General features: G+C 35.3%; 21 protein-coding genes and 1 pseudogene. 15 read left to right on the top strand and 7 right to left on the bottom strand.

Annotated features, from left to right (window positions below):
• Positions 1 to 308: 308 nt before the first annotated feature.
• Both C1724_RS06950 and C1724_RS06945 read left to right on the top strand, forming a co-directional pair.
• Positions 309 to 1,820: an FGGY-family carbohydrate kinase gene (locus C1724_RS06950; protein WP_102345974.1), complete on the top strand. Its 1,512-nt coding sequence runs from the start codon at positions 309 to 311 to the stop codon at positions 1,818 to 1,820.
• Positions 1,821 to 1,834: 14 nt separating this feature from the next.
• Positions 1,835 to 2,788 carry an aldolase catalytic domain-containing protein gene (locus C1724_RS06945; protein WP_102345973.1) on the top strand — a complete coding sequence of 318 codons (954 nt, stop codon included), beginning with the start codon at positions 1,835 to 1,837 and terminating at the stop codon, positions 2,786 to 2,788.
• 581 nt (positions 2,789 to 3,369) lie between these two features.
• Here C1724_RS06945 and C1724_RS06940 read toward each other — a convergent pair.
• From C1724_RS06940 to C1724_RS25515, 3 genes are all read right to left on the bottom strand, one after another.
• Positions 3,370 to 3,837, bottom strand: a complete 468-nt coding sequence (locus C1724_RS06940) for a CBO0543 family protein (protein ID WP_102345972.1) — start codon at positions 3,835 to 3,837, stop codon at positions 3,370 to 3,372.
• On the bottom strand, positions 3,837 to 4,331 hold the full coding sequence (locus C1724_RS06935) for a CBO0543 family protein (protein WP_102345971.1): 495 nt from the start codon (positions 4,329 to 4,331) through the stop codon (positions 3,837 to 3,839). The genes C1724_RS06940 and C1724_RS06935 overlap by 1 nt, the downstream gene beginning before the upstream one ends.
• A gap of 158 nt (positions 4,332 to 4,489) precedes the next feature.
• Entirely contained in the window at positions 4,490 to 4,627 is a 138-nt protein-coding gene (locus C1724_RS25515) for a hypothetical protein (RefSeq protein WP_180994154.1), read from the bottom strand.
• Between the two features lie 365 nt (positions 4,628 to 4,992).
• Between C1724_RS25515 and C1724_RS06930 the strand changes: the two genes are divergently transcribed.
• The 4 genes and pseudogenes from C1724_RS06930 to C1724_RS06915 all read left to right on the top strand — a co-directional run.
• On the top strand, positions 4,993 to 6,609 hold the full coding sequence (locus C1724_RS06930) for a PAS domain S-box protein (RefSeq protein WP_102345970.1): 1,617 nt from the start codon (positions 4,993 to 4,995) through the stop codon (positions 6,607 to 6,609).
• Positions 6,610 to 6,707: 98 nt separating this feature from the next.
• Entirely contained in the window at positions 6,708 to 7,298 is a 591-nt protein-coding gene (locus C1724_RS06925; RefSeq protein WP_102345969.1) for a CBO0543 family protein, read from the top strand.
• A gap of 68 nt (positions 7,299 to 7,366) precedes the next feature.
• Complete coding sequence (locus C1724_RS06920) at positions 7,367 to 7,585, top strand: hypothetical protein (RefSeq protein WP_102345968.1); 219 nt, start codon at positions 7,367 to 7,369, stop codon at positions 7,583 to 7,585.
• 223 nt (positions 7,586 to 7,808) lie between these two features.
• Positions 7,809 to 8,132 (top strand): annotated as a pseudogene (locus C1724_RS06915) (sensor histidine kinase); the annotation flags it as partial.
• Positions 8,133 to 8,259: 127 nt separating this feature from the next.
• On the opposite strand, the gene C1724_RS06910 reads toward C1724_RS06915, so the two are convergent.
• A complete protein-coding gene (locus tag C1724_RS06910) occupies positions 8,260 to 8,790 on the bottom strand; it encodes a GNAT family N-acetyltransferase (RefSeq protein WP_102345966.1) in 531 nt (176 codons plus the stop codon).
• Positions 8,791 to 9,613: 823 nt separating this feature from the next.
• Between C1724_RS06910 and C1724_RS06900 the strand changes: the two genes are divergently transcribed.
• The 3 genes from C1724_RS06900 (at position 9,614) to C1724_RS06890 (ending at position 12,098) form a co-directional block, all read left to right on the top strand.
• Positions 9,614 to 10,246, top strand: coding sequence for a nitrite reductase (locus tag C1724_RS06900; RefSeq protein ID WP_102345965.1), 633 nt, complete (start codon positions 9,614 to 9,616; stop codon positions 10,244 to 10,246).
• A 91-nt stretch (positions 10,247 to 10,337) separates the two neighbouring features.
• Entirely contained in the window at positions 10,338 to 11,774 is a 1,437-nt protein-coding gene (locus tag C1724_RS06895) for an MFS transporter (RefSeq protein WP_102345964.1), read from the top strand.
• Between the two features lie 141 nt (positions 11,775 to 11,915).
• Positions 11,916 to 12,098, top strand: coding sequence for a DoxX family protein (locus C1724_RS06890; protein ID WP_102345963.1), 183 nt, complete (start codon positions 11,916 to 11,918; stop codon positions 12,096 to 12,098).
• Between the two features lie 968 nt (positions 12,099 to 13,066).
• Here C1724_RS06890 and C1724_RS06885 read toward each other — a convergent pair.
• Positions 13,067 to 14,494, bottom strand: coding sequence for an IS110 family transposase (locus tag C1724_RS06885; protein ID WP_102345947.1), 1,428 nt, complete (start codon positions 14,492 to 14,494; stop codon positions 13,067 to 13,069).
• A 1,896-nt stretch (positions 14,495 to 16,390) separates the two neighbouring features.
• Here C1724_RS06885 and C1724_RS06880 point away from each other — a divergent pair.
• The 3 genes from C1724_RS06880 (at position 16,391) to C1724_RS06870 (ending at position 19,097) form a co-directional block, all read left to right on the top strand.
• Positions 16,391 to 17,347 carry a DnaD domain-containing protein gene (locus tag C1724_RS06880; RefSeq protein WP_102345962.1) on the top strand — a complete coding sequence of 319 codons (957 nt, stop codon included), beginning with the start codon at positions 16,391 to 16,393 and terminating at the stop codon, positions 17,345 to 17,347.
• Positions 17,344 to 18,606, top strand: a complete 1,263-nt coding sequence (locus tag C1724_RS06875) for a DnaB-like helicase C-terminal domain-containing protein (protein ID WP_102345961.1) — start codon at positions 17,344 to 17,346, stop codon at positions 18,604 to 18,606. Before C1724_RS06880 ends, C1724_RS06875 begins: the two co-directional genes overlap by 4 nt.
• 68 nt (positions 18,607 to 18,674) lie before the next feature.
• Positions 18,675 to 19,097 (top strand): hypothetical protein, encoded by a 423-nt coding sequence (locus tag C1724_RS06870; RefSeq protein ID WP_102345960.1) that lies wholly within the window; start codon positions 18,675 to 18,677, stop codon positions 19,095 to 19,097.
• A 253-nt stretch (positions 19,098 to 19,350) separates the two neighbouring features.
• Here C1724_RS06870 and C1724_RS06865 read toward each other — a convergent pair whose 3' ends face one another.
• Positions 19,351 to 19,842 (bottom strand): hypothetical protein, encoded by a 492-nt coding sequence (locus tag C1724_RS06865; protein WP_102346758.1) that lies wholly within the window; start codon positions 19,840 to 19,842, stop codon positions 19,351 to 19,353.
• A 363-nt stretch (positions 19,843 to 20,205) separates the two neighbouring features.
• Between C1724_RS06865 and C1724_RS06860 the strand changes: the two genes are divergently transcribed.
• The gene (locus tag C1724_RS06860) at positions 20,206 to 20,622 is read left to right on the top strand and encodes a hypothetical protein (protein WP_102345959.1); all 417 of its coding nucleotides are present in this window, start codon (positions 20,206 to 20,208) and stop codon (positions 20,620 to 20,622) included.
• A 451-nt stretch (positions 20,623 to 21,073) separates the two neighbouring features.
• Positions 21,074 to 22,498: a serine hydrolase domain-containing protein gene (locus C1724_RS06855; RefSeq protein ID WP_102345958.1), complete on the top strand. Its 1,425-nt coding sequence runs from the start codon at positions 21,074 to 21,076 to the stop codon at positions 22,496 to 22,498.
• 153 nt (positions 22,499 to 22,651) lie between these two features.
• Here the strand turns inward: C1724_RS06855 and C1724_RS06850 are convergent, their stop codons facing one another.
• Positions 22,652 to 23,656, bottom strand: a complete 1,005-nt coding sequence (locus tag C1724_RS06850) for a DUF3231 family protein (protein WP_102345957.1) — start codon at positions 23,654 to 23,656, stop codon at positions 22,652 to 22,654.
• A 650-nt stretch (positions 23,657 to 24,306) separates the two neighbouring features.
• On the opposite strand from C1724_RS06850, the gene C1724_RS25280 reads away from it, so the two are divergent.
• Positions 24,307 to 24,816, top strand: a complete 510-nt coding sequence (locus C1724_RS25280; RefSeq protein ID WP_142386524.1) for a CBO0543 family protein — start codon at positions 24,307 to 24,309, stop codon at positions 24,814 to 24,816.
• Positions 24,817 to 24,917 lie beyond the last annotated feature (101 nt).

The raw sequence follows: 24,917 nt of genomic DNA, 5'->3' as shown, positions 1-24,917 counted from the left end.
TTAATATTGATGTTCGAGAGTTATTTTGTCTTATTCAGAAAATTTGAAAATACTTTTTTTTAATCTCCTAAGGTTAGAAACTTTCCTAGATTCCTACTTTAGGAGTTTTTTGTGTTCTGAAAGTCTTATGGGTGACATTTTGTACACTTTAATTGTGTACAGATTGGTCTTTTATTATTGTTCTCGAACCTTTATATTAGATTATATATAAATTCCTAGAAAAAACGGGAAGTCAAAATTTCATTTGATAAAGTTTTTATGGTAAGGCTAGTTAAATAAATAACATCTAGAAGGGAGGGGTTTATAACATGAAGTTGATACTTGTTATTGATGTAGGTACCTCAAGTATGCGAGGTATTCTTTATAATTTTGATGGTGAAATTAAAAATATAAAACAGGTACTATATAAACCTACCTTTCTTAAAAACAATTATGTAGAACAAGATCCCTCATCTTGGGAAGAAGCACTGATAAAAATTACCTCTGAATCTGTTGATTGGGGTAAGAAATATGGGGCAACGATTGAAGCTCTCTCTATTACTGCACAACGCTCCTCCATTATTCCAGTTAATAAAGTTGGTGAACCCTTACAAAACGCTATAATGTGGCAGGATAAACGGACTTTTAACATCTGTGAAGAACTCGAAAAATATGCAAACTTGATTTATTCTTGTACCGGTTCAAAAGTTAATACTGTGTTTGGTGCACCTAAAATGAAATGGATTAAGCAGAATCAACCTGATTTATATAATCATACATACAAAATGCTTACAATAGCGGACTATCTAATTTTTATTATGACGGGGAATTTTGTTACGGACTATACTTATGGAAGTAGATCATTAATCATGAATGTCCTAACATTAAAATGGGATAATGAAATGTTGGAGTTATTTGATGTAGATAAAGATAAGCTTTGCGATTTGGTACCTCAAGGGACAGTAGTTGGAATCACAACAAGTGAATTTCAATGCCGTACAGGTTTAACCAATGGGACTCCTGTAATCTCAGCTGGCGGGGATCAACAATGTGCTGCACTTGGAGCAGGTATCATCGAAAATGGTTCAATGAATATTACCACAGGAACTGGCTCTTTTATACAAACGGCTTCGGATAATCTCAATTTAGATATACAACATAGAACAACTTGTAATGTGTCAGCGATACCGGGTAAATATATAATCGAGTCTAGTGTATTAACAACTTCTAGTATATGCAATTGGTTTTCGAAAAATTTTTATGACTGTGAAGAGAAAGATGAAACGTTACTATACGTGAGAATGATAGAAGAGGCACAGAGTTCACCTGTTGGTTCAAACAATGTCATAGCCCTTCCTTATTTTCAAGGTAGAGGATCGCCAGATTGGAACACGCTAGCCACTGGAATGTTTTTTAACGTATCTCTTCAAACAACAAGAGGAGATTTTGCTCGATCCATACTAGAGGGGATTGCCATGGAAATTTCAGAGAATATTGATGTTATAACCGAAACAGTTGGAGAAATTGATTCAATTAGCGTATCAGGTGGTCTTACTAAATCTCATCTTTTTAATCAGATACAAGCTGATGTATACAATAAAAAAATTATGTTACCAGGAAATAAAGAAACTACTTCACTTGGAGCTTGGATCTCTGCTGCAGTGACATTAGGAATTTATGGGACCTATAATGCAGCATATAATAAAGCTGAAATAGAAAGCGATAAGATTATATATTCACCTGTTAGTGATAATACAAAAATTTATAATGGTTTAATACTTCACAAAAAAAAAATGTACAATGTTTTGAAACAAGGTGGAATTTATCAAACTTTACAATAGGTGGTATACAATTAATGAAAAACAATGTAAAAATATTGGATTGTACTATTCGGGATGGGGGCTTAGTTAATAATTGGGAGTTTAGCATTGATTTTGTAAGAGATGTTTATAAGGCCCTTAGTGAAGCCGGTGTTGATTACATGGAAATAGGTTACAAGAATTCCCCTAAACTTGTATCGACCGATGGGGTAGGTCCATGGCGTTTTTGTGAAGATGAATTTATTAAAGAAGTGATACCCGGGAAAACAAATACGAAGTTATCTGCAATAGTTGATGTAGGAAGAGTAGAGGATAATGATATACTGCCATGTCATGATAGCCCGTTAGATTTGATAAGAGTTGCTTGTTATTTAAAGGATATTGAAAAAGGAATAAACCTTGTGAATACTTTTCATGAACAAGGATATGAAACTAGTATTAATATCATGGCTGTCTCCAACTCAATGGAATACGATTTAATTGAAGCACTGGAAGAAATTAATAAAAGCCCTGTAGATATTGCATATATTGTGGATTCATATGGTAGTCTATATAATCGCGATATACAATATTTAATTGAAAAGTTTAAAAATTTCGTTCCCAATAAACTTTTGGGAATTCATACTCATAATAATCTTCAAATGGCCTTTTCAAATACAATTTTGGCCTCCCAACAAGGAGTTAAATTTTTAGATACTTCTATTTTTGGTATGGGTAGAGGAGCAGGAAATTGTTCAACAGAGCTACTAATAGGTTATTTATCTAACGCCAAGTATGATGTTAGGCCAATATTGGAAATTATAGAACAGTTATTTATACCATTAAGAAACAAAGTAGAATGGGGATTTGCAATACCGTATGCAATAACGGGATTGCTAAATGAGCATCCAAGATCTGCAATATCTCATAGAAATAGTGAGGAAAAAAATAAATTTTTACAATTCTATGATAAATTAACAAATGTCGAAACGCAATTAGCTAGTAAATAGTGATTGAACTAACATGATAGTTTCATTTAATAAAACCGATAGGTAGATCGGGAACGTTTCTTGAGGATTGAAAAAAATAAAAGTGATAAAGTAGCATGCCCCCACCGAAGCAGAGAATGCCGGTGGGGGCATGCTACTATTCAGATTATGATTTTATTTATCAATGCTTCAAGCATGTTTTCTTATAATCATAGTTTCTTGACAAGCAACCGTAGAGTTCATACTCGAAATATGAATTGGACAGACACGCTTTTAAAGCACTAATAGCGGGTTTTGTCTTTTTTGTTCTTTTATATGCATTATTATAATGAAAAAATTTTCATAAGGAAGTTACCGTACCAACGCAAATCATCGGTGGTGAAAAGCGACGAGCGAGAAATGTCCCAAGTGACTAATCTACACTTGGGACGTGAACAAGGTCGGATTAGCGATTTTGTTCTTAAAGTTATTTCACTAACAGTGCAAGAGAGCCTATTAAGGCAATAAAAAAACATTTGGCGGTAAAGCCCTTTGGATAAATAATAATATCTTAGTATTGCTTTACCATAAGCCAATTTCAAACTAAATCCGATTGCCCAATATTAGGCTCTGACCTTTGCGAAAAACCAAACACAAAATAAACGAGTCATAAAAAACGATAGACATATTGTAATCAAAGTAATATACCATTCCCAATGTATGTAAGTGATGAGTTCGGTATATTTTTCGATAAAGACTTCAATAATAGTCAACACAGAACTAAATGCAACATAATAACCCAATTGAATAAAAGTACTTCGACTATTGGGATACCATACATTAAAGACGGCACATGTGACTGGAAAAACGTAATACTCATAAGTGAAGCTCGTCCGATTTATAGAAGAGAAGAATCGAACAGGATATTCAAGTAGCCCCAATTCTACTACTACTAAACCTATAAGAAAAGTAATTACCTGTTTAAACAAAAATGCTACTACAGCCAGTCGAAGTTTATTTTTCGGTATGAAGAAAAGAATTCCTGTTGCCACTGCGTAAACCGTTAACAAGAGCCACCATTCAAGTCTCATCAAGTCATCCACCGCTCCGTTTGAAACAAGTATTTGTCCTTAAAGAACCAATTACAGCAGACTTCACTCAAGTAAAAGAGAAACGCAATGTAAATCCACATTCCATACCATGTTAAGAATCCATATTGTAATAAATCTGTATATCTCTCGATAACAATATCATACAAAGTAATCATAGAGGTCCAAACAAAAAAGTATATAAATCTAGACCATAGACTGCCCTTTACTTTCTTATGGACGTAAAATATGGAAAACAATACTGGATAAAAAAAATAATCGATTGTAAGGGGGAGATCTGTTGCTTTAGGGAGCTCCCGTACAGGTGCACTTAATAATCCGTAATAAAAAGAAGGCATATCGAAAAGCCAGATGATTGCTTGAAACATCAAGAATGCCAAGAATCCCTTGCGCCTATCTATACGTGGAATAAACAGAATAAAGCCCAAAAATCCTAACAACCACATTGCTACAAGGACCAACCGCTCCATAAACATGATGTCAGCCCCCGTTCCCGATAAGATACTAATAAGTATTAATGACTATTTTTTGATGTTCATCCTGAGCTAATAGTGAAGGTGAAAATAGGGCAAAAAAGTCGATAGCATAACAGTGGGGACATTCCGACTTTTCTTTAAAAGGTTTGGAAAGATTGTTATTCCCTGTTATACTCCTTAATCAATTGTCTTATTGTAAAATGATGATAAGCTGTCATTGAAATCATAACAAGGCTAAATATTGTTGATAAAATCGTACTACCTAAAAGCAGTCGTAATACTTTTTGATTGAACATTCTCTACCCCCTAGCTTATTTTATCTGACTTTATTATTTTTGATTTTTTTCTAGATATTATAAGTGGAGATATTTTCATAACAAGGGTGTTAATCCAAAAAGGTGTTAACGTTTCTTTGGGATGAAGTTATAACGTGGCAGTTTAACTGAAACTGATTAAATTCCTCAACGACAAAAAACATAACAAAATTGTATTCTTGACAATAGACAAGACATATTAATAAATGCATAATATTGAAACATGAGAATTAATACACAGAAGGTAATCAAAGCAGAAGGCAAAAATGCAAATTCAAGGAAATGTAACAACAATTATGACTGAGTAATGTTAAAAATAATCAAATACTTAGATTTGAGGGAGTATTATGTTAAATTTTATAAATCGATTTGATCAAGTTTTTTACTATTCGCCTATTGGTATGGCTTTAGTTTCATTAGACGGAAATTGGCTTAAAGTTAACCCAGCACTAACCGAAATTACAGGCTATTCGGAAAAAGAACTTCTATCCATTACTTTTCAAGATATAACCTTTCCCGATGATTTAGAGGCAGATATCAAGCAGGTTCAGGAATTAATTGAGGGGAAAAAAGAGTTTTTTGAAATGGAAAAAAGATATTTTCACAAAAACGGTAACATTGTATGGGTTTTGCTTTCGGTTTCCATTGTTCGAGAAGGAGATAAATCCTTGTATCTAATCGCCCAAGTTCAAGAAATAACGGAAAGAAAGCGATTGGAACTCAATTTGATCGAGAGTGAAGAAAGGTTTCGGAACCTCTTAACCTATACCCCAGATCCAATCTTAGTACATGATGGAGATATTATATTATACGCTAATAAATCAGTTTCTGACCTTGTAGGTAGTACAGTGCAAGATATAATAGGGGAGTCTATTCAGGAATTTATTGATCCGACAATGCTAGATATTTCGCATAGGCTTATACAAGAAATTTTGGTAAATAATCAACCACTTATTGATTTTGATCTTAAGATTCGGAGTAAAAATGGACAAATTTTAGATGCGGTACTTTCGGCAATACCTATTTCTTTTATGGGAACACAAGCTATCCTGGTAAGTTTTCGTGATATCACAGAACGAAAAAAAATGGAACTGGCTTTAAAAGAAAGTGAAGACCGATATCGACGATTAGTTGAATACTCACCATTAGGAATAGTGGTGCATCAGAAAGGAACTATTAAATATGCCAACTCAATGGCGCTACGTTTATTAGGGACAGAAAATTCAAAAGATATTATTGGATTACGCATATATAATATTATCCATCCAGATTATAGAATAAGTGTTTCAAAAAGAATTGATAATATAGAAAAGTATGGACAGATTCTTCCGCCACTATATCAAAAGTTTATTCGGTTTGATGGTCAAGAGATAGATGTTGAAGTCAAAGGAATACCTATTCAATTAAATGGAGAATCTGCCGTCCAAATAGTATTTTGGGATGTTACTGAAAAAAAGAAAGAAGAGGATCTGACTCGATATCGTGCCTATCATGATACATTGACAGATTTACCAAACCGTCTGAAATTCCAAATCGACTTAGAAGAAGAGATAAACAAAGATACTTCGTTTACCATTATATATTTAGATTTGAATGGTCTTAAGCCGATTAATGATTCTTTTGGTCATCAAGCTGGTGATGTTGCACTCATAAAAGTTACAGCCCGATTTACTGGAGTCCTTGGTTCTATTGGTCTAGTATACCGATTAGGTGGAGATGAATTTGCCATTGTTCTCTTTGGACATAAAAGTGAAGAAGTAATTAGGGAATTAGCAAATAATATAGCTGAAGTCATTAAACAGCCAATTTATATAGCTAATACCATTGTAGAAGTTTCTACAAGTATAGGAGTTGTCTTTTATCCTGATCACGGAATGGATATGGATATACTTCTTCGTCATGCAGATATGGCAATGTATCATTCGAAGAAAACCAATACACTTTTTAAGATATATGATAAATGATCCATTTATTCAGTGTTAATCTTGAATAATATATTTGTGAACAAATGTACTTACACACCGGGTGCGTTTCAATAATAAGTTGAGACGCTTTTTCATTTATGGTTGAATTAAAGAAAGTAATAATTGGGGTAATTGAGAGAAATATTAATGAAAAGATTATAATGGATGCGAGGGATATAATGCATATCATTGGTCAGTTTATATGGATACTTGCGGCCTGGCGTTGGGGGGATTGGAGGAATTGGAAGAATTATCATTCAACAATACTCTATATAATAGTTTTTTCTTTATTATATGATGTTCTTACATATAATCATTCTCTCTGGATATTTAGTGACTTTTTCTTACCAACTCACACATTAAACAGTCTCGCAGTAACTTTTGTAGGTTTTTCTTGTTCTGTGGTCATATTTCTTTCTCGTTTCCCTGAAAACTCTAGAATAAAGCAGATTAAATATATTTCTCTTTGGATAGCTTTATATATAGGAATTGAGTATTTCTTTGTTGTGATTGGCTTGTTCCATTATTATAATGGTTGGAATATTTGGTGGTCAGCCTTACTTGATGTCACTTTATTTCCAATGTTATTGCTGCACTATAAGAAACCTTTAGTGGCCTATTTGGTTTCTATTCCAATATTGATTTTTTATTTTTTAGTTTTTGATATACCAATTAGTAAAATGAAATAAAATCTTTCTTAACTAAAGGGGGTAATATTAAATAAACAAAAATGCTCTTTTAAAGGAAATTGTTAAATATGTACAGCCGCTTTTCTAGACATGAAATAATATGTTTTAAGAGTAATGAAGAATGCGGGGGATTTATTGTATTATATGATGTACTTCAAGAAAAGCGTGATCTAATTTTGAAGGTATCAAATGAACATGGAATTCATAATGTACGAGTTTTTGTTTCTATTGCAAGGTTTAAAGATAGCCTTATAAGTGACCTTGATTTACTGTGGAATTTGAAGTAGGAAGAAGTTTATTTGATTTAATTCACTTTAAACAGGAAGTTGAGGATTTACTCGATGTTAAAGTGGAGGGGTAACAGAGAATTCAAATCATTGGAGTATGAAGGATGATGTGTTGAACGGAGCAATTCGACTATGAAAAATGATGGCTCAGGGTAATTTTAAAATCGAGCTCCCTTCATAACGGAAGGACAGATTGGTGTATTAAGTACTAGCTTTAAAACAGGTATGGACAAATATTATCAGTAACAGTATCAAATTTACCCCGGTGCAAGGGAGAATTGTAGTTGAAGCTTCAGAAGAAAATAATATCTTAACTGTCTCAATTACTGATAGTGGTATAGGTGTACCTGAAGAAGAACGAAAGGATATTTTTAAACCCTTCCATAAAGTTGATAGATCCCGAGACACTTCAATAAAAGGAAACGGGCTCGGTTTATCCATCGTGAAACAAATCATTGATTTGCATTACGGGAATATTGAAGTAGCTGAGGGCCCTGACGGAGGGGCAAAGTTTACCATTACAATACCAAAACAAGTTATTAAGTAAGATGATAGATTAATAAAATACAGACTAGCAGCCGAAATCACATATTGGCGATTTCGGCTTTTTAACGTTTAAGGATAGGATAGTATTGGATAGTAAGTAACATCAGTAGGTGAATATCATGAAGAATTTAATCTGATTTTAGCTTTGAGTAGATATGAAGATCTATAAATTTTCCCTTTGATTTCTCCGCTTGTCTAAGTGTACCTTCAAAAGTAAACTTTAATTTTTGTAAGACTTTAATCGAGTTTATGTTTGCCGGCTCAACTTTTGCTTCCACTCTATTTAGGTTTAGGGTATAAAACGCTATCTTAATTAATGCAGAAATAGCCTCTGGAGCGTAACCGTTACCCCAATAAGGTTTACCTATGTCGTAACCTATTTCAGTTTTACTATTTTCATAGTCTAGTACATTAAATCCGCAAGAACCGATTAATTCATTCGTTTCTAGCTGAATGATGGAGTAACGTATAGCTTTTTTATCACGGGCTAGCTTATCTAGTAGGTTGATCATTTCTATAGCTTGGTTTTCGTTTGTGAAACTAGTAATGTTCATGAATTCTGTTACTTGAGGGTCAGACCATATTTGAAATAATTTAGGTGCATCTGTCATTATCATTTTTCTTAAATGCAATCGCTTTGTGTATAACTCTCTAATCAATACCACTGCCTCCTGTATGATATATATTTCTGATGAGTATGGAATATAGTTATTTGGCCATGATCAGCCCTTACTAATCTCCTATAATAGTATAACTCATTGGTAAACATTAACAAATAACTAAATGACTAAATCTTATCGGCGTTCAGAGTAATGAATTATCTGAGCGTTTTTCCCTTGCTTTAAAATAAATTTTTCATTTTTTTCCCTTACCAATTCATACTGAGTTCATAAAGGAAACTTATATTATGTTCATAAGCAACTCATCTAAAACGTTTGTGGCAGGTTAGAAGGCATTAAGGACATGAAGGGGAGCTACGTTGGAAAGTCCGTAAAATCATTTTTTTGCCATTATTTCTTTCCATTATTTTATTTATAATTGCAGTTCTATCTGTTCTGATCGTTACTGTAACACTGTTAAAAACAGGCGCCTTTTGTTGTGGAAATTATTATGCTAAAGGGCAGCTAGATGAAAAGTAACTACCTACAACCTACCATAAACAAAATAATTTAGCTGAAAAAAACCCCTTTACATACTTGGGTATAGTATATTAGGTGCAAGGGCCGATAAAAATGGATGAAAATAAAGCGGTGAATTGCAAAGAATTAATGAAGGTGATACAGAAGTATTGGATGAAGTTCTTCTGACAATTGAAAGATTGATGAAAAAAACACGTTTATCTTTCAAATATAAATATACCCATGGTTGGTATAATGGTTCTAAGAATTTATAAGTATAAAATACAGCCTGCAACTAAGCAGGTATTAGTTTTATATTTAAATATACTATACCACTGTATAGTTTTATGAAAGAAAGGCGAATATGTTGAACAACGTTAAGATGATTAAAGTAGCTGTAAATGGAGGGATAGGATTTGGTGCAAAACTAACTTCCAAACAGCTTTTAACAATCGCAAAATATATAGAAGACGATGAGGAACTTGAATTAACTACTTTCCAACAGCTTTATATAGAAGTTCCAGAAGATAGGAAGGAAGAAATAATTGATGAATTCCAAAGAGTTGGTTTAGTTTGTTATCCAGTTGGAAACTTCGTTAAGAGTCTAAGAACCTGTAATTTTTGTAAAGGTGAAGAAGAGGAAGGAATGCCAGTAGCAAAAGAGTTAAATCGTCGTATAGCAGGAAAGCCCGTACCCTTTACCTTAAAGGTTGCTTACACTGGTTGCCCTGTCGGGTGTGGTGAACCCCTGTTAAGCGATATAGGAATTATGAAAATGAGGGATCATTACAACTTATACGTTGGGGGGAAGGCTAAAGGAAACGACGCTGAGGTGGGTTCCTTGCTGATGGAGAATCTAACACCAGAGGAACTGTACGATGCAGTAGAAAAGATAATCGCTGTTTATTCAACATTAGGTAAAACGCGTGAGACATTTTATAAATTTTTAAAACGATTTGGTAGAGATCAATTAATAAGTTATCAATACATTCAATGACGTCCTTGATCAACATATAGTAAAAAAGCCAAAACAGTTATGCAAGCAGTATGCGAACGAAAAAATTTAAAAAAATGAAGGAGTTTGTTTTATGTCAACACATTCTAAGACGATGACGGAACCTAATCCGAAACGCTGGAAAGCACTTGCTTTGTTAGCCTTTGCGAATTTCCTTGTCATGATGGATACAGCAATAATTCAGGTTGCATTACCAGCAATCAAAGATGCACTTGGCTATACGGAGGGAAACTTGCAATGGGTAATGAACGCCTTTCTTATTTTGTTCGGAGGGCTCTTGCTATTGGGAGGAAGGCTTGCCGATTTGTTCGGTCACAGACGCATTTTTATGTGGGGGGTTTCAATATTAACCATAGCCTCTTTATTTGCGGGATTGGGATGGAGTGAGATGTCACTTAACGTATCCAGGGCGGTCCAAGGTGCTGGATCAGCCTTGATTGCACCAGCAGCCCTTTCCATTATAATGCTTTTGTTTAGTGGAAATAAGATGGAACTAGGAAAGGCACTTGCATTCTGGGGTCTTTCAGGTGCAGCTGGGGGATCCATAGGTATTGTCCTTGGAGGTGTCCTAACACAGTTGTTTAGTTGGCGATGGACATTATTATTCTATGTTCCTGTGGGTATTCTCGTTTTGATGTTGTCCCCAAAAATCCTTGAGAAAGGTAAGCGGAAAATTGGCCGTATCGATTATGCAGGTGCAATTTCTGTAACAGCAGCATTAATTTTGATTGTTTACGGCATCGTAACTGCAGAACATAATGGATGGCAGGCAATCTCCACTATATTACCTTTGGCGATTGGAGCAACTTTGTTCATCATATTTATTCTTATTCAAGTATTTAAAAAAGAACCACTGGTGCCACTTGGTATCTTTAGGACACCAAACTTGGCAGCAGGGAATGTCTCGCTCATCTTGTTATCAGCATCTTGGTTTCCACTAATTTATTTCTTAATCTTATATTTACAACAGGTATTAGAATTTGAACCGTTTATGGCAGCAATGGGCATGTTACCTGCTCCTATATTGATGGCGATATTCATGGTTGTATTAGCTGAAAGAGTAATGGCCAAGTTCGGTATGAAGGTTACGATGTTTATAGGATTTATTATACTCGGCATATCCGGACTCTTATTTTCTGGAAACACAGTTAGTGGGAACTATTGGAGTGATGTGTTCATCCCTTTACTACTGGCTGCACTCGGAAATGCACTTGCCTACCTACCAGCGACCACTGCAGCAGTATCGGAGGCTAAGTCAGAGGAGTCTGGTCTAGCATCTGGTTTATATAACACGACTTATCAAGTGGGATCTGCAGTAGGCTTAGCTATTCTGGTTTCAATTGCAGCAGCAACAGCCAGCTCAACTTCAGCAGAACATCCATTAGTTGCTCTAAACCAGGGCTATCAAAATGCGTTTTTCTGGGGTGGTATAGTTGCATTTGTGGGTGCAGTATTGGCGCTTCTGTCTATACGCTCACCAAAGCAAGGACAAGCAAATGCTTCAAAGTGACGAAATAATAATTTTTAATCTATTAGTTGTGCTAATTAAAACGTATCAAAATTAGTTATTAAGATTAACTGATTGCAAAACGTGAAACTACGTTTAGGTTAAAGCTGAGTTAAATAGATAGTTAGATTTTGGGATGTTTATATGAAATTGGTTGTGCTTATTATTCAAGGATTACTTGCCATTGCTTTTTTTCTTGCTGGTAGTAAGAAATTAATTGGACATGAACAACAAGTTCAGACATTTACAGAAGTCTTTGAATATTCTTTAGGATTTATGTACCTAATTGGAGCATTTGAAATTTTAGTAGCCATAAGTTTTTATTAGGGTTTTGGAAGTCACAACTTACTTTCTTTGCTGCTGCATCGTCAGTGTTGCTAATGGCAGGTGCCGGATTTTCCCATTTTAATGCTAATGAGGGAATCGAGGAAGCGATGCCATCAATAATTATATTATTTTTAGGAATAGTTGCTTTTATCAGTAAGCGAATAATAATATCAAAAGAACATAGTAATTAGGCATAATAGCGAGACAACTGTATAGTTGTTTTACGATACCCAATTAAATCAATGAAAATTAAGGTAAATGGGAGGAATTATAATGGTAACAGTTACTAAACCAGCTTTAGCTAAAATTTGTAGTGATGTTAAAGAGATAATTGAAGAAGGTAAAAAACCAATGATCCGTTTATCAATGGGGATTGGTTGAGGGGGGCCAAGACTTCGTCTGACTCTGGAAGAGTCAGCTTTAAATGATGATTATATCTTTGAAGAAGATGGACTCCAATTTTTGGTAAATAAAGGAGCTCGTCCTTATTTTAGTAATGTCAAATCGATTTTACAAAAGATATTTTAGGAAGAGGAGAATTTGTGGTTCTTCATATGTAAATAGGTTCTAACTCACTATGGTAATTAATGTATAGGGTAGCCATAAAAATGTAGGCATAACTTGATTATTTAAATTATTTAAGATGGGGCTGTCAGGAGACGATCCCTTTTTTTATAAGAATTGATCCGATTGTGAAAATTTTGACTTAAATGTAGTGTAGTGCTTTGACGAATAAAAAGTATTTATAAAGATGAAAAATCACCTAAAATTTAATAATTAATAGGTGATTTTTGCTCATTTAAAGCACTTAGGGTTTTGTGTATTTAACTCNGAATGTTTTGACTTAAATGTAGTGTAGTGCTTTGACGAATAAAAAGTATTTATAAAGATGAAAAATCACCTAAAATTTAATAATTAATAGGTGATTTTTGCTCATTTAAAGCACTTAGGGTTTTGTGTATTTAACTCTATTTTTCAATTTGTAGCTTAGTTTTTCCCTCGTTATTTTTGATATAAAGATTGTTAAACTCTACTCCACAAGCTTTAGCGTGAGTGATTGGATCATATTTTACTTTGTTTTTTAAGACAGTGTAGATAAGTGCTGCAATTTTACCGGATAAATGTCCAATTGCCTTTTTCTTATTCATTCCTTCGTTTACCTTGCGGTCATAGTAGGCTTTGAAGACGGTAGGTTGTTTTTGCCCGTTTGCCAATATGATTAAAGCGATTTGATAAAGGACTCTCCTGGCATCTCTAACACCACTGTATGTCTGTCTTGTACCAGTCACTGATGTTCCTGATTGTTTATTTTCTGCGGATACACCGAGGTATTTTTTGAACTCTTTATATGTACTAAATCGTTCAATATCTCCTACAACTCCAATCAGTGTACATGCAATATTTTCGCTCACAAAAGGAAGGGACATTAAGATTTCTGTATATGGGTGTGGGTCTAACCCTTTGTCAGGATCTCCCCACAAAAGTTTATGTATCTCTTGGTCAATAAGCTTGAGACTTTCTTCTAGACGTAGGGCTTCTTCTATAATCCAATTTTGTCTCTCTACAAGATGTTCAGCTGGAACTGCGATAGTATTAGGCATCACTTTAGCTAATATATTAGCTGCTCGTTTAGCTACACTTTTTGCACCAGCTTTTAATAAAAAATTATATATTTCTTCTGCTGTGGCTTCTTTCATATGAAGTCCCGTAGGGTACTCTAAGACTAACTTAAGAACAGATGTGCTAGATAGGCTCTTAAAAGCTTTATTTAAATCAGGATGGGTGACTTTTAAAAGCTGTTGAACCTGGTTCTTTCGCCGTGTTAGTTGTACGTTTAAATACCATCTGTCCCTCATTACTGTTCTAAACAAGGATTGAAGGACTGATTGAGGTCTAATAAGTGTTACACCTTGCATATGTGGATGTAGTTGCTTATGCCACCCCATATATGCCATTACTTTGGCATCCATTGAATCAGTCTTTTCAGTGATTCCTAAGTTTTTCTTTCGAAATTCCCCAACAGCACTGTTCTCAACTTGAAATAAATCATAGCCCTCGTTTAATAGGACTTGTTGTACTAGGTAAGAATAATGTCCGCCTGTGGGTTCTAATAGAATTAAAAATTCTCTTTTGGTAAGTGAAAATTGATTTTCGATTTTCTTAAGAGCTGCTAAAAACTCAGCGATTCCAGAACTAACAGCGTTGAATTTCATTGTCTTCGTCCGTTTCCAAGCATTACCTTTAGGATCTAAGAATGCATCAAACGGTATGCAGGATGCAACGTGAAAGCTCGCCCCAATATCAATACCGACATAAAACTGATAAAAATTACGCTGTCCTTTATGGCTGTTATGCGTGTCATTTCCATAACTAAATGGAGTAATGGTAGTGTTCATCATTTCTCCTCCCAGTCGCAGTATGACATATCTGACTATCCAAGTTTCCGTGAGAGCTTTGTGCCCAATGTAGTATGTCAGGATTATATCGCCAGATATTAAATCTCATATTTAACACAAGAGTCTAGTTTCCTAGCTCCAACCAACGGTAGAGTTTCTACTGCTTAATATTATATTGTTTTTGGATTTCTTCAATATAGTCTCTTAAACAAAATAAAAATTACGACATAAAACCTCAAAATTCCTCCTAAAAAATAAAAAAATCCTGTAAAAAATACAGGAATGGAGCTTAATTATTAAACTTGGGTGCAGTGCCTTTTAATTGTATAAGTGGAGTGCCTCACTTCAATATTAGAGGTCTAATTATAGCCCCATCCCAGTATGTCGGAATCACTTTAAGGGTCACTGCACAACACAATTTTACATTACTTTTAACCATAAAAAAACCCAATGTCCTCAAACTAACGGTAGGGTTCCACTAAATTAGTGATCCCACGTTTAAGTCAAAGGTACATCGGTATTTTCATTATACAATTAATTAAAAGAATATTGAATATATGATCTGTTACAATGAAATTAATATACTTGGCATACAGTAGTATGTAGTGCTTCAAATCATATTTAAATTGGTGTAAAGCATTACGGAAATTAACGGGGGCTTATCTACAGTATGCTTTTCCACCGTATTCATCGTATTTTTTAAGATACTAAAATGCCTGAATTGTATCTTCGTGGAAAAAATATCTACAGTTATTATTTATAGTTTTCAACGTACACAAAGATAGGACTTACGTGGAGGGGTGGGTATGATAGGCTTGGATGCCTGATGAAACAACTGCTTCAGCCTTTAAAACAAAATCATACCCACAAAGGCTCCACGTCAAGTCCTTAACCACTTATCTATGCATACATGTACGCATAGATAAAAGGTGCATTCTATCAATCTTTTGCGGATGATACTGTAGATAAAACGCAGTTTAGTTTTACGACCACAATAATTGATGGAGCACAAATATGCATAATTTTATTCAATACAAATGCATATTTTAGAATTATTTAAATACATCCCAAGTTTGAAAGTATCTTGTAGGTAGAGGCACAATTACAATGCATAGGGAACGGCTTACTTCCTATATATTGTTTCATTTATATGAGCAATAAACATTCATTTTAATTGACGGTCACAACTGCTTGTTGAAAAATAGAAATAACTTTTCATGAGGATGTCAATATAGAGAGCCAGAGGGACAGGTAACGTGGCACAAACTAGTAAATATAAACCGATGAGCCAGTGGACCTGTCCCTCTGGCTCGCTTGACGATACGTTATTGTGTTCGGATACGATACGTGGACAAAAAGAAAAAGAAAAATAATAAGAAAAAGAAAAACAACAACAACAAGAAGCCTTCTACCAAAGTATAGAGAACCTCTTGATCTATTTATCCTTCATATTCATCTATGGGACCAACTAAACCATTTTTTTCTAGCAGACGGATTACCTCTGTTACTTATTTACGAGAGTTACCAGTTCTTGTAGCGTTTCCTTTATGATTAATTCCTTCATCATGCAACTCCAGTTTCTTTTGATCATACATCATAAAAAATACCTAATTAATTATCCAAATGTACGAAGTGGTATACGTATTGCATTAACTAGTACATAGCTTTTCATTCGGCGGGCAGAGATGTAAACCGATGGGCCAGTGGACCTGTCCCTCTGGCCGTTCCATTAAACCGATGAGCCAGTGGACCTGTCCCTCTGGCTGCTTTTTTTGTTCAAAAAAAAGTCAAAATTTTAGTAGAGAACTTCCCCCCTTTTCCTGCATTGGTAGCTATTTATATTATGAAGAAACTTTAAATGAAGAAAGGGCAGTGATGAGGGTGGCAAAGTTTAGAATGGTGCGTACAGATTTTTGGAGTAATCCGATTGTGTTAGAAGAAATGACGCCGGAGGATAAATACTTTTACCTTTATTTGCTTACGAATCCGAATACGACTCAGTGTGGAATCTATCTAATTACAAAAAAACAAATGGCGTTTGATTTGGGCTATTCGATTGAAAGTGTTCAGTCGTTAATGGAGCGATTTGAGCAACACCATAAGTTGATCCGTTACAATCTTGAAACACGAGAACTCGCGATTAAGAACTGGGGGAAAGAGAATCTCCTAAAAGGCGGAAAACCGCTTATGGATTGTGTTTCTTCAGAATTGAAGGAAATTGAGGATATCACGCTTATCCAATATGTTTCGGAATCTATACATAAAGAAGAGATTCGGAGTTTATATGAATCTTTTTGTAAGCATGAAGAGGTGGTCTTTAACACCGATTTTCAAGCTCGGGATAATAAAGGTCCCAGTGTAATTCAGTGTGAACAATCTGACGATACGTTTTTGTGTCCTGATACGATACTTGAGCAAAAAGAAATACAACAAGAAACGTTCTATCAAAATATAGAGAACCATCCAGGTAATCCATTACAAAACAATCAAAAAACAGAAGATGCGAAAGACATTATTGAGTTTTGGGATAGTAATGGATTTGGTTATAGTAACGTCAATGCGAAGCAGCAGCTGTTATCTTGGTTGGATGATTCTAGTTTTTTACAACCGAAAGAAATGATTTTAAAAGCTATGAATATAGCATGTGCCAATAACAAGCGAAGGCTGAATTATATTGTGGGGATTCTGAAAAACTGGGAAAATGAATCACTATTAACTGTAGATGAAGTGGATTCGTATGAGGAGAAACAAAAGCCTGTCCTTAAAAACCAGCAATCAAACGAATCGGTTCCTGGAGGCAGAGCGATTCCAAGCGGCTTTGAACTGGACTTAACGGCTGGTGAAAAAGAATGAGTATGGTGGAAAAAGTGTTCTTGGGAAGCTTGATCAAGGCCGATTATTTACTAAAGGATACGGTGATTCAAGCTGAACAGTTGGAAAATACAAGGCATAAAGAATTAATGCGGAGAATGGTGGAGCTAAAACGAGCTGGTAAGACGATTGATTTGATTTCCTTAACCACCTTACCTGACCTCGAATCATTCGGTGGTATGTCTTATCTAACGGAGCTCTTATCGTATGGTGATGTTGAGAAATTTGATAGAACGGAGAATCTCCTTCTTGAACAGTGGAAGGAACGGGAAAAGAGAAATATTTTAACGCGTGCGACTATGAATGATTGGGAAATTGAGAAGGTCATGGCTGAATTGGATAAAATTAACCAATCAAAATTAGAGGATCACACCTCAATTCAGTATGCGTTGGAGAGAATTTACGAGGCCCCGTGGACCGATCAACCACATTCAAAAGGTATACCAACGGGGATCCAAAAGCTCGATTCAATGACGGGTGGCTTTCAGGGTGGGGAAGTGACGATTCTAGCAGCAAGGCCTTCGATGGGGAAAACCGATGTAATGCTTCATTTTGCAAAAGTATCGGGTTGGGCAGGGTTTCTGCCACTCATCTTTTCATTAGAAATGCCTGAAAAGCTGATAACTTCTCGACTGATCGCTTCGACTGGTGGGTTTAACCGAGCAAAAATGCGGGATCCGAAAAGAATGCTGACTGATAGGCAAAAGAATATATGGTCAGATGTCATTGGTAATCTTAATGAAACACATTTGCAAATCTTTGATGGAGCGGGGCAAACGGTTGCCGAAATGAGAGCCAAAACAAGAAAGCTCATCCATCAATTTCCATCCCGAAAACCGATCATTTTTATTGATTACTTAACACTGATTCAAACGACTCAAATTTTTGGAGGAAATTCTCACTTACAGGTAACAGAAATATCTAAGTCTCTCAAAACGTTGGCGAAGGATTTTGATTGTCCGGTTGTTTGTTTAGCACAGCTAAATCGCTCGGTGGAATCTAGAGCCAATAAACATCCGATGATGTCTGATATTCGGGAATCAGGCAGTGTGGAACAGGATGCCGATGTCATTTTGTTTTTGTACCGCGAGGCATATTATGACAAGGCGTCTGAGGACCATTCCCTTGAAATCATTGTCTCGAAAAACCGAAATGGCCCGGTTGGTACGATTGAAGTGAAATACAATGAGCACACTGGAGCGATTGAAGATGAAAGCGAACAGGCTCATCATAAAGAATAACCTAAATAGTACCTTTTCATAAGAGATTCATGGTTGTAAAAATAAATCTAATAATGAGGTGTAATCACATGTTAGTGAGAGAATTGTTCAAGGATAGTTTACTTTATGAGGAATCCTTTTTGGCTCATTGCCTTTTTCATTTATTAAATGAAAAGAAATATTCATTAGATGACGATATCTCCCAAATCGACCTACATCAAGTTGATTATTATAAAGTGGCCGAAATGGTGCAAAAGGATGTATTAGGTATCCAAAGGGTAAACATCTATTCCCTGAAGATGGACGAGAAAACTTTTGTTTTCATTTATGCCAGAAGTCAGGAAGAGGCCACCCAACTCTATATCCAATACTTTCAGCGCCTTCCAATGAACTGTCACGATTATCCGCTAGAATTTGAGATTGTCAGAGGAAAAGGTAAGACCTCATTTCGTGAAATGAGAAAGGAATTCGACAGTTTTCCTGCAATAGCAGGTATTTTATCCCGTGATTAACTGGATGTAAGCCCCCCACTTTAAGAATTCGAGAGTAGCCTGAATGGTAAGTGGGGGATCAACAAATAGAAGCAGAGTTAGAGGAGAAGAAATAAAAACATAGAGAGCACACAATAGAGATATTGGTTCAGCGGTCTCCACTTCTTCCTATTCCGGTTCCTGACTCCTAGTAAAGTAAAGCGTTAATGCACCGGGGGTCAGGGTAGACGAAAATAGTTAATATAAAGGATGCTGACTTTTTGAGGATTACCATTTAACAAAAGACAATTATTTTATATGGGGTTGTTTGTGCAGGAATGCTTTTTGTAACAGGACCATAGATAACAATTAGGTTTCGATTTGCAGGATTTTTGGAAAATGCTTGACCGTTTGTCAATAATACTTGAGTATATGGAGATAGATTTAATTTTAACTGTCCGTCACTACTCACCAAATTCCGATTAAAGTAGTCAACTTTTATATTTTGGTAAGGACTTTCTTTTACCATAACAAGCGCACGATATTGTGGTGGATATATCAATGGAACTGGTGCATTGCCATCATAATATCCAGTGATCCAATCACCTACTGCTACCATAGAATGGTCTACGAAGTAAGTAGTGGGTGATACTACAAAATTGACCGTAGATGCAGAGCCATTAGCTACAGATATTAATTTATAACAACCTGCATCTTCATCATTTGGGGTAATCATAAAATCATCAATCTGGGTGACATAACCGCTAAAAGATAGAAAATTTACCATTGGCACATCATATTACTCCAATCTTCTTATTGTTCATATAACCAGAATCCTTGAAAATTGTTGGAATAACAAAAAAGCTATTTCTGTTCCTTCTTCAAATGTGGGAATGATTGTAATAAAGAATTCAGACCATCTTTTTAAATATTTTTGTTTTAGCTTATGGGAAATGACCAACAATGGTGAATATTATCTATAGATTTTGATTCCTGCACCCACAGTAGAGTAAAGCGTTAACGCACCGAATGGACAAGTGTCTGGCACTTGTCGACTAGCGAGTTATGTCGCACACATCTTTCTAAATCAGACTTGTAGCCAATGAAAAAAGAATTTTCTAGAAGTTGTAAAGGGGTCTTTGGGATTCCTATGAGGACGGACGCTTTCATACGTGATAAAAAAGCAGATTGTACTGAATCCAAGAAAATGGACGCTCTAAATTATAGTGGAAACTATTTTTCTGTGGATGGTCCGATAAATATTAGCCGATCTAGACAAGGAAGACCGCTTATCTTTTCAAGCTGCACCTCTCCGGATTTTATGAATACTGTCTCAAAACATACAGACTGTGTAAGCATTACTATAACTATAGAAGAATTATCAATTATCGATTTAACAGTAGGTGGTCAACCATTATGCCCTATGATAGTTTGGGTGATGACAGATGGAAATCCTACTCTTGCCTTTGTTGTTCCAAACGTTGTTCCACCAAATGTTGTAACACCAATTCCAACTGCTGCGGAATTCTGTCGTGGTAACATCATTTGTGCGGGTGCGATTGAGTAAAAAAGAAAGAGTACCCTTCTCTAGTGTTTTAACCTAAACTACATATTTTCGTAACTCGAGAATTGAGATTTATAAAATAAAACTAAGATGGTACATAAAACAGTGGTTGACGGGCAATGTTAATTTCTATTAATAGAAAAAGCACCTCGAGGTGGAGGATTGCATGAGGTGCTTATTTATTTGAACGGGAAATTGCGATAATTCTCGGTGTATTCGATATCTTGATGATTGGCGACTCCCCGTTGGGATTATTTATGATGTTCATTTTCATCTTATTTATGCGAAATTTTAATATGTTATTTTTGACACGTCATTTCGCCGTGTTATTTTTTGAGGTAGGACGCTTGATGATAGTAAAATGAATAAACTATTACGGGACAGCTGCATGATGGGCAACTGTCTATTATTTGTGAATGGGAAAACGTGAATAAGTAAGAATGGAGTATATGTTATGAAAAAAACAAGTTTTATATTTCTAATAATCACAATTCTTTTCGTAACATTACCAACCAAGGCTGCTGAATCATTTGATACATCAGCTGTTGATGAATATGTTACGAATTATCTCGAGAAAAATGGATTGCCTGGTGCCGCAATCGTCATCGTTAAGGATGGAAAAGTACTATATGAAAAAGGGTATGGTCTAGATTCTGATGGAGAACCACTAACAGCAAAGTCTAAAATCGGGCTTGCTTCCGGTACGAAGCCTTTTACAGCATTTGCTGTTTTACAATTGGTTGATGAAGGGTTAATAAAACTGGACGAACCTGTTGAAAGTTACCTTTCGAACCTAACGCTTGATGATTCAAGGTGGGAACAGGTGACTGTACGTCAACTGTTGAGTCACACATCAGGACTTCCGAATCCTACCATTGTAGCCCCAGCGAATACGTTAAAAGAAGGTGTAGAACGATTTCATGATTGGCAACTGCAATCAGATCCCGGAGAAAAATATTTTTATAGTAATGCAAATTACTGGACTCTAGCTTATTTGGTAGAACAAATGAGTGGGATGTCGTTTAATGACTACCTAACACAAAAAGTATTTTTACCTCTAGGAATGAATAATTCAATCTCTGTGGTAAACTCTGGAGAGATTGTGGAATTAGGAATACCTAGAGGGTATGTTTCATTATATGGTACTGCAATTCCTTGGACAGAGCTTGAAAAAATGTTCAGTGGTTCAGGAAGTATCTTTACGACAGCTAGTGATATGGGGAAATGGCTATCTATGCATACCAATGAGGGGAAAAATGAAAAAGGGGAACCATTGCTGGATCAAAAACTACTTAAAGAGTCATATTCACCACAACCTGGGAGTGATAAATATGGGCTTGGCTGGTCATTAAGCTCTCCAACTGTTAAACCTGCTCGTATTTCTCATAGCGGATCGATATCTACTTTCCAATCTCAACAAGATATCGTTCCAAGTAGTGGCTATGCAGTTGCGGTTCTACTCAATAGCTTCACTACTACATTGGAACATTCGTATGAAATTAGTTCAGGAATCATCCAATTGTCTGAGGGACAATATCCTGAATTGAAAGCTCCAACACCTAAAATCATAGATCTATCACTGGGTGTTATTACATTGATTTACCTATTGTTAGGAATCAGAGGAATACGAAGAAGTAAAAAATGGAGTGATAAGCGTACACAACATCCAACATGGAGATTCTATCTACGTTTAATTCCACAATTAATACCTATCATTGGAATTGGTTGGTTATTATTTATTGTTCCGAATCTACAGAATAACAGTTCAACGATAATGGATGCGTTCGGACTTTTCCCAGCTGCGATGATTCTTTTGGTAATCATTTTCATAATTGGGTTGGTTATTACTATTATAAGAGTTTACCATCGAATAAGGTGATCGAGAAATTGATCGTATTTCAGTGCCTGCCCCCAGTAGAGTAAAGCTTTAACGCACCGGGGGTCAGGCGCTTTTTTCCAGAGGAGAAGATGAAATAAAAACATCGAGAGCGCAAAACAGAATATTTGTTCGGCGCTCTCCGCTTTTTCATGTCTATTTGTCTTTTGCAAGGTTTTTTCTGTTTGGAGCAAGTGGTGGTTGTTCTAACCATTTATTTTTGGTCATTATATTGAACCATTCTTTTGTAATCATTAGATTCTTTAATATGATTTTTTCATAAGTGATTACAAGGTCTGTTCGCATTGCTGATGCAAGCCCTGCACCATGATACGATTGTGAAGCCTGTAATAGAAATCCGATGTGATATAACATTAATTTATCTGAGAAAGGAGCATCTTGAGAGGTTGTAACCTCCGATTCCCAAGACATTGGGACAGGCAAATTATCTCCTTTTAGTATTTTACTTAGTGATTGAATTTGCTGGTCTGATGCGTTCTGCGCACTTTCTAGAAATTTTCTAACCTCTTTTGACTGTGTTACTTGGCTAAATCCAATTGAAAGTGATTTTTCTAGTATCTTCTTTTTTAAATTAAGAGATAAAGCAATAATTTCTGTTGCAGCTAAAGGCCGTTTATCTCCAAAGAAACCATCTATAAACTCTTGTCCTGTAACAAATTCAGGATTATTCTCAGGGTAAAAATGAGGGTCTCTTTGGAAATGTCCCTTTTCAAGGAGTAGTTTAGTCGTTCGATGATTCATTGTCATTCCCTCTTTGTTACAAGATTCATAAAAGTGTCTTAAATCACTTCTTACAGAAGAACTAAGTGAGGTAGAATGACCTAATAAACCATGCAATGTTATAATATGTAAATAATGCAAACAGAAGATGTCAGAGAATAATCTTTTTGTACCTTTATTAAGGTCTGATTCAGTAAAGCCAATTGGTACCGGGAATCCTTCCTTTTCAATAAATCGTTTTATTTGAGTTTTTTGTGTATTAAAGATTTTTATTGCGTCTTCGAATAGTTCTTTTATCTTTTCATCCTCTATAATCGAAACCATGTATCTATTTATTATATCAACGGCAGTTCCATTTACATATTCTCCCCACAATGTGCCTATTTCAGAAGATGTAAGTTTTAATTCTTCTTTCTCCATTTCATCCACCCTCCTCGAAATGATAAGTATTTTTTTATTATGTGTAGAAGGAGAGTAGTTTATAGAAGATAAATATTATAATTCTTCTATAGAACGTTCACATCATGTTCAAGCTAGATCCTCTATAAGTAGAAAACCCTAAAATTCCTGATTAGTATAATATAAATCCACTAGCCCTTTTAAGATAATCCTCCAATACTTGGAAACCATAAAAAAATCAAAACGGTGAGGCCAAACGCTAATTTTATTAAAGAACGAAAAAGCAAATTATTGAAGAATGTACTCAGATGCTAGAGGATTTTCAAAACCAAGAAATTGATCCAGTGGGCTTTGGCCACTTTGTATAAACTAAAACTCGAAGTTTTGATTTTAAAAAATGGCTGTAGAGCTACAAAAGCGCTCAATTCAAGGTAACTGCAGAGATAGACATTGTGCAGATCGGAGTTGTTGAGTAGCTAGCAGAATAACCAATCGAATAGGGGGCAGTTATACTAACTGGTACCATTGAAACCGTCCTCCGTGACTTATTGAAACAAGCTTGTTTTAACACAAAACAGAATAGGAATAGGGATAAGTTGGGGAAGCTACTATTTATAAAATCGAAACCGTACTAAAAGGACTAGATACAATATGAAGTTAGGTTTTCAGCTATGCATATATCGTTAGCAGTCTTATTATCACTTGTTTCTTATTTCTTAGGGGATTGGAAAAACATACGGACATACGGTTTAACGATTATGTATGTAATCATTTGCGATCTGCTTTATAACTTTTTGTGTCAGCATAAATTACTTTGGGTGTATAAACCTGATATACTTCCTAATTACCATATATTTGTAGACTTGACACATTCCTTTATAAATTTACCATTGCTTACGTTACTTTACCTCAGTCGATATCCATATGCAGATCGCATTTCAAAGCAATCTATTTACATAGCCAAATGGGTAGTCGGTTCATTCCTTGTAGAATTAATTTTCCTTCACTTTCATCGGATAGAATTGCAGTATGAGTATAAAACTTGGATGGAGATTCCTTTCTATTCTGTTATGTATGTGATGTTACGTCTGCATCATACTCGTCCTGCACTAACCTATCTACTTTCGATCGTGATCATCGTATTCCTAATGATAATGTTTGAGATCCCTATTAAAAACTAAAGAGGAGATCAGCTCCTCTTCTATACTAGTTTATTTATCAGATTCAGTTAACCACGTTTAAGAGTAACGGAGCTAATTGGGAAATAGGTGGTGAACTTTAT

Source organism: Bacillus sp. Marseille-P3661 (assembly GCF_900240995.1).
Lineage (GTDB): Bacteria > Bacillota > Bacilli > Bacillales > Bacillaceae_J > OESV01.
Note: the sequence above shows the minus strand (reverse complement) of the source record. Positions and strands in the feature narration are given on the sequence as shown.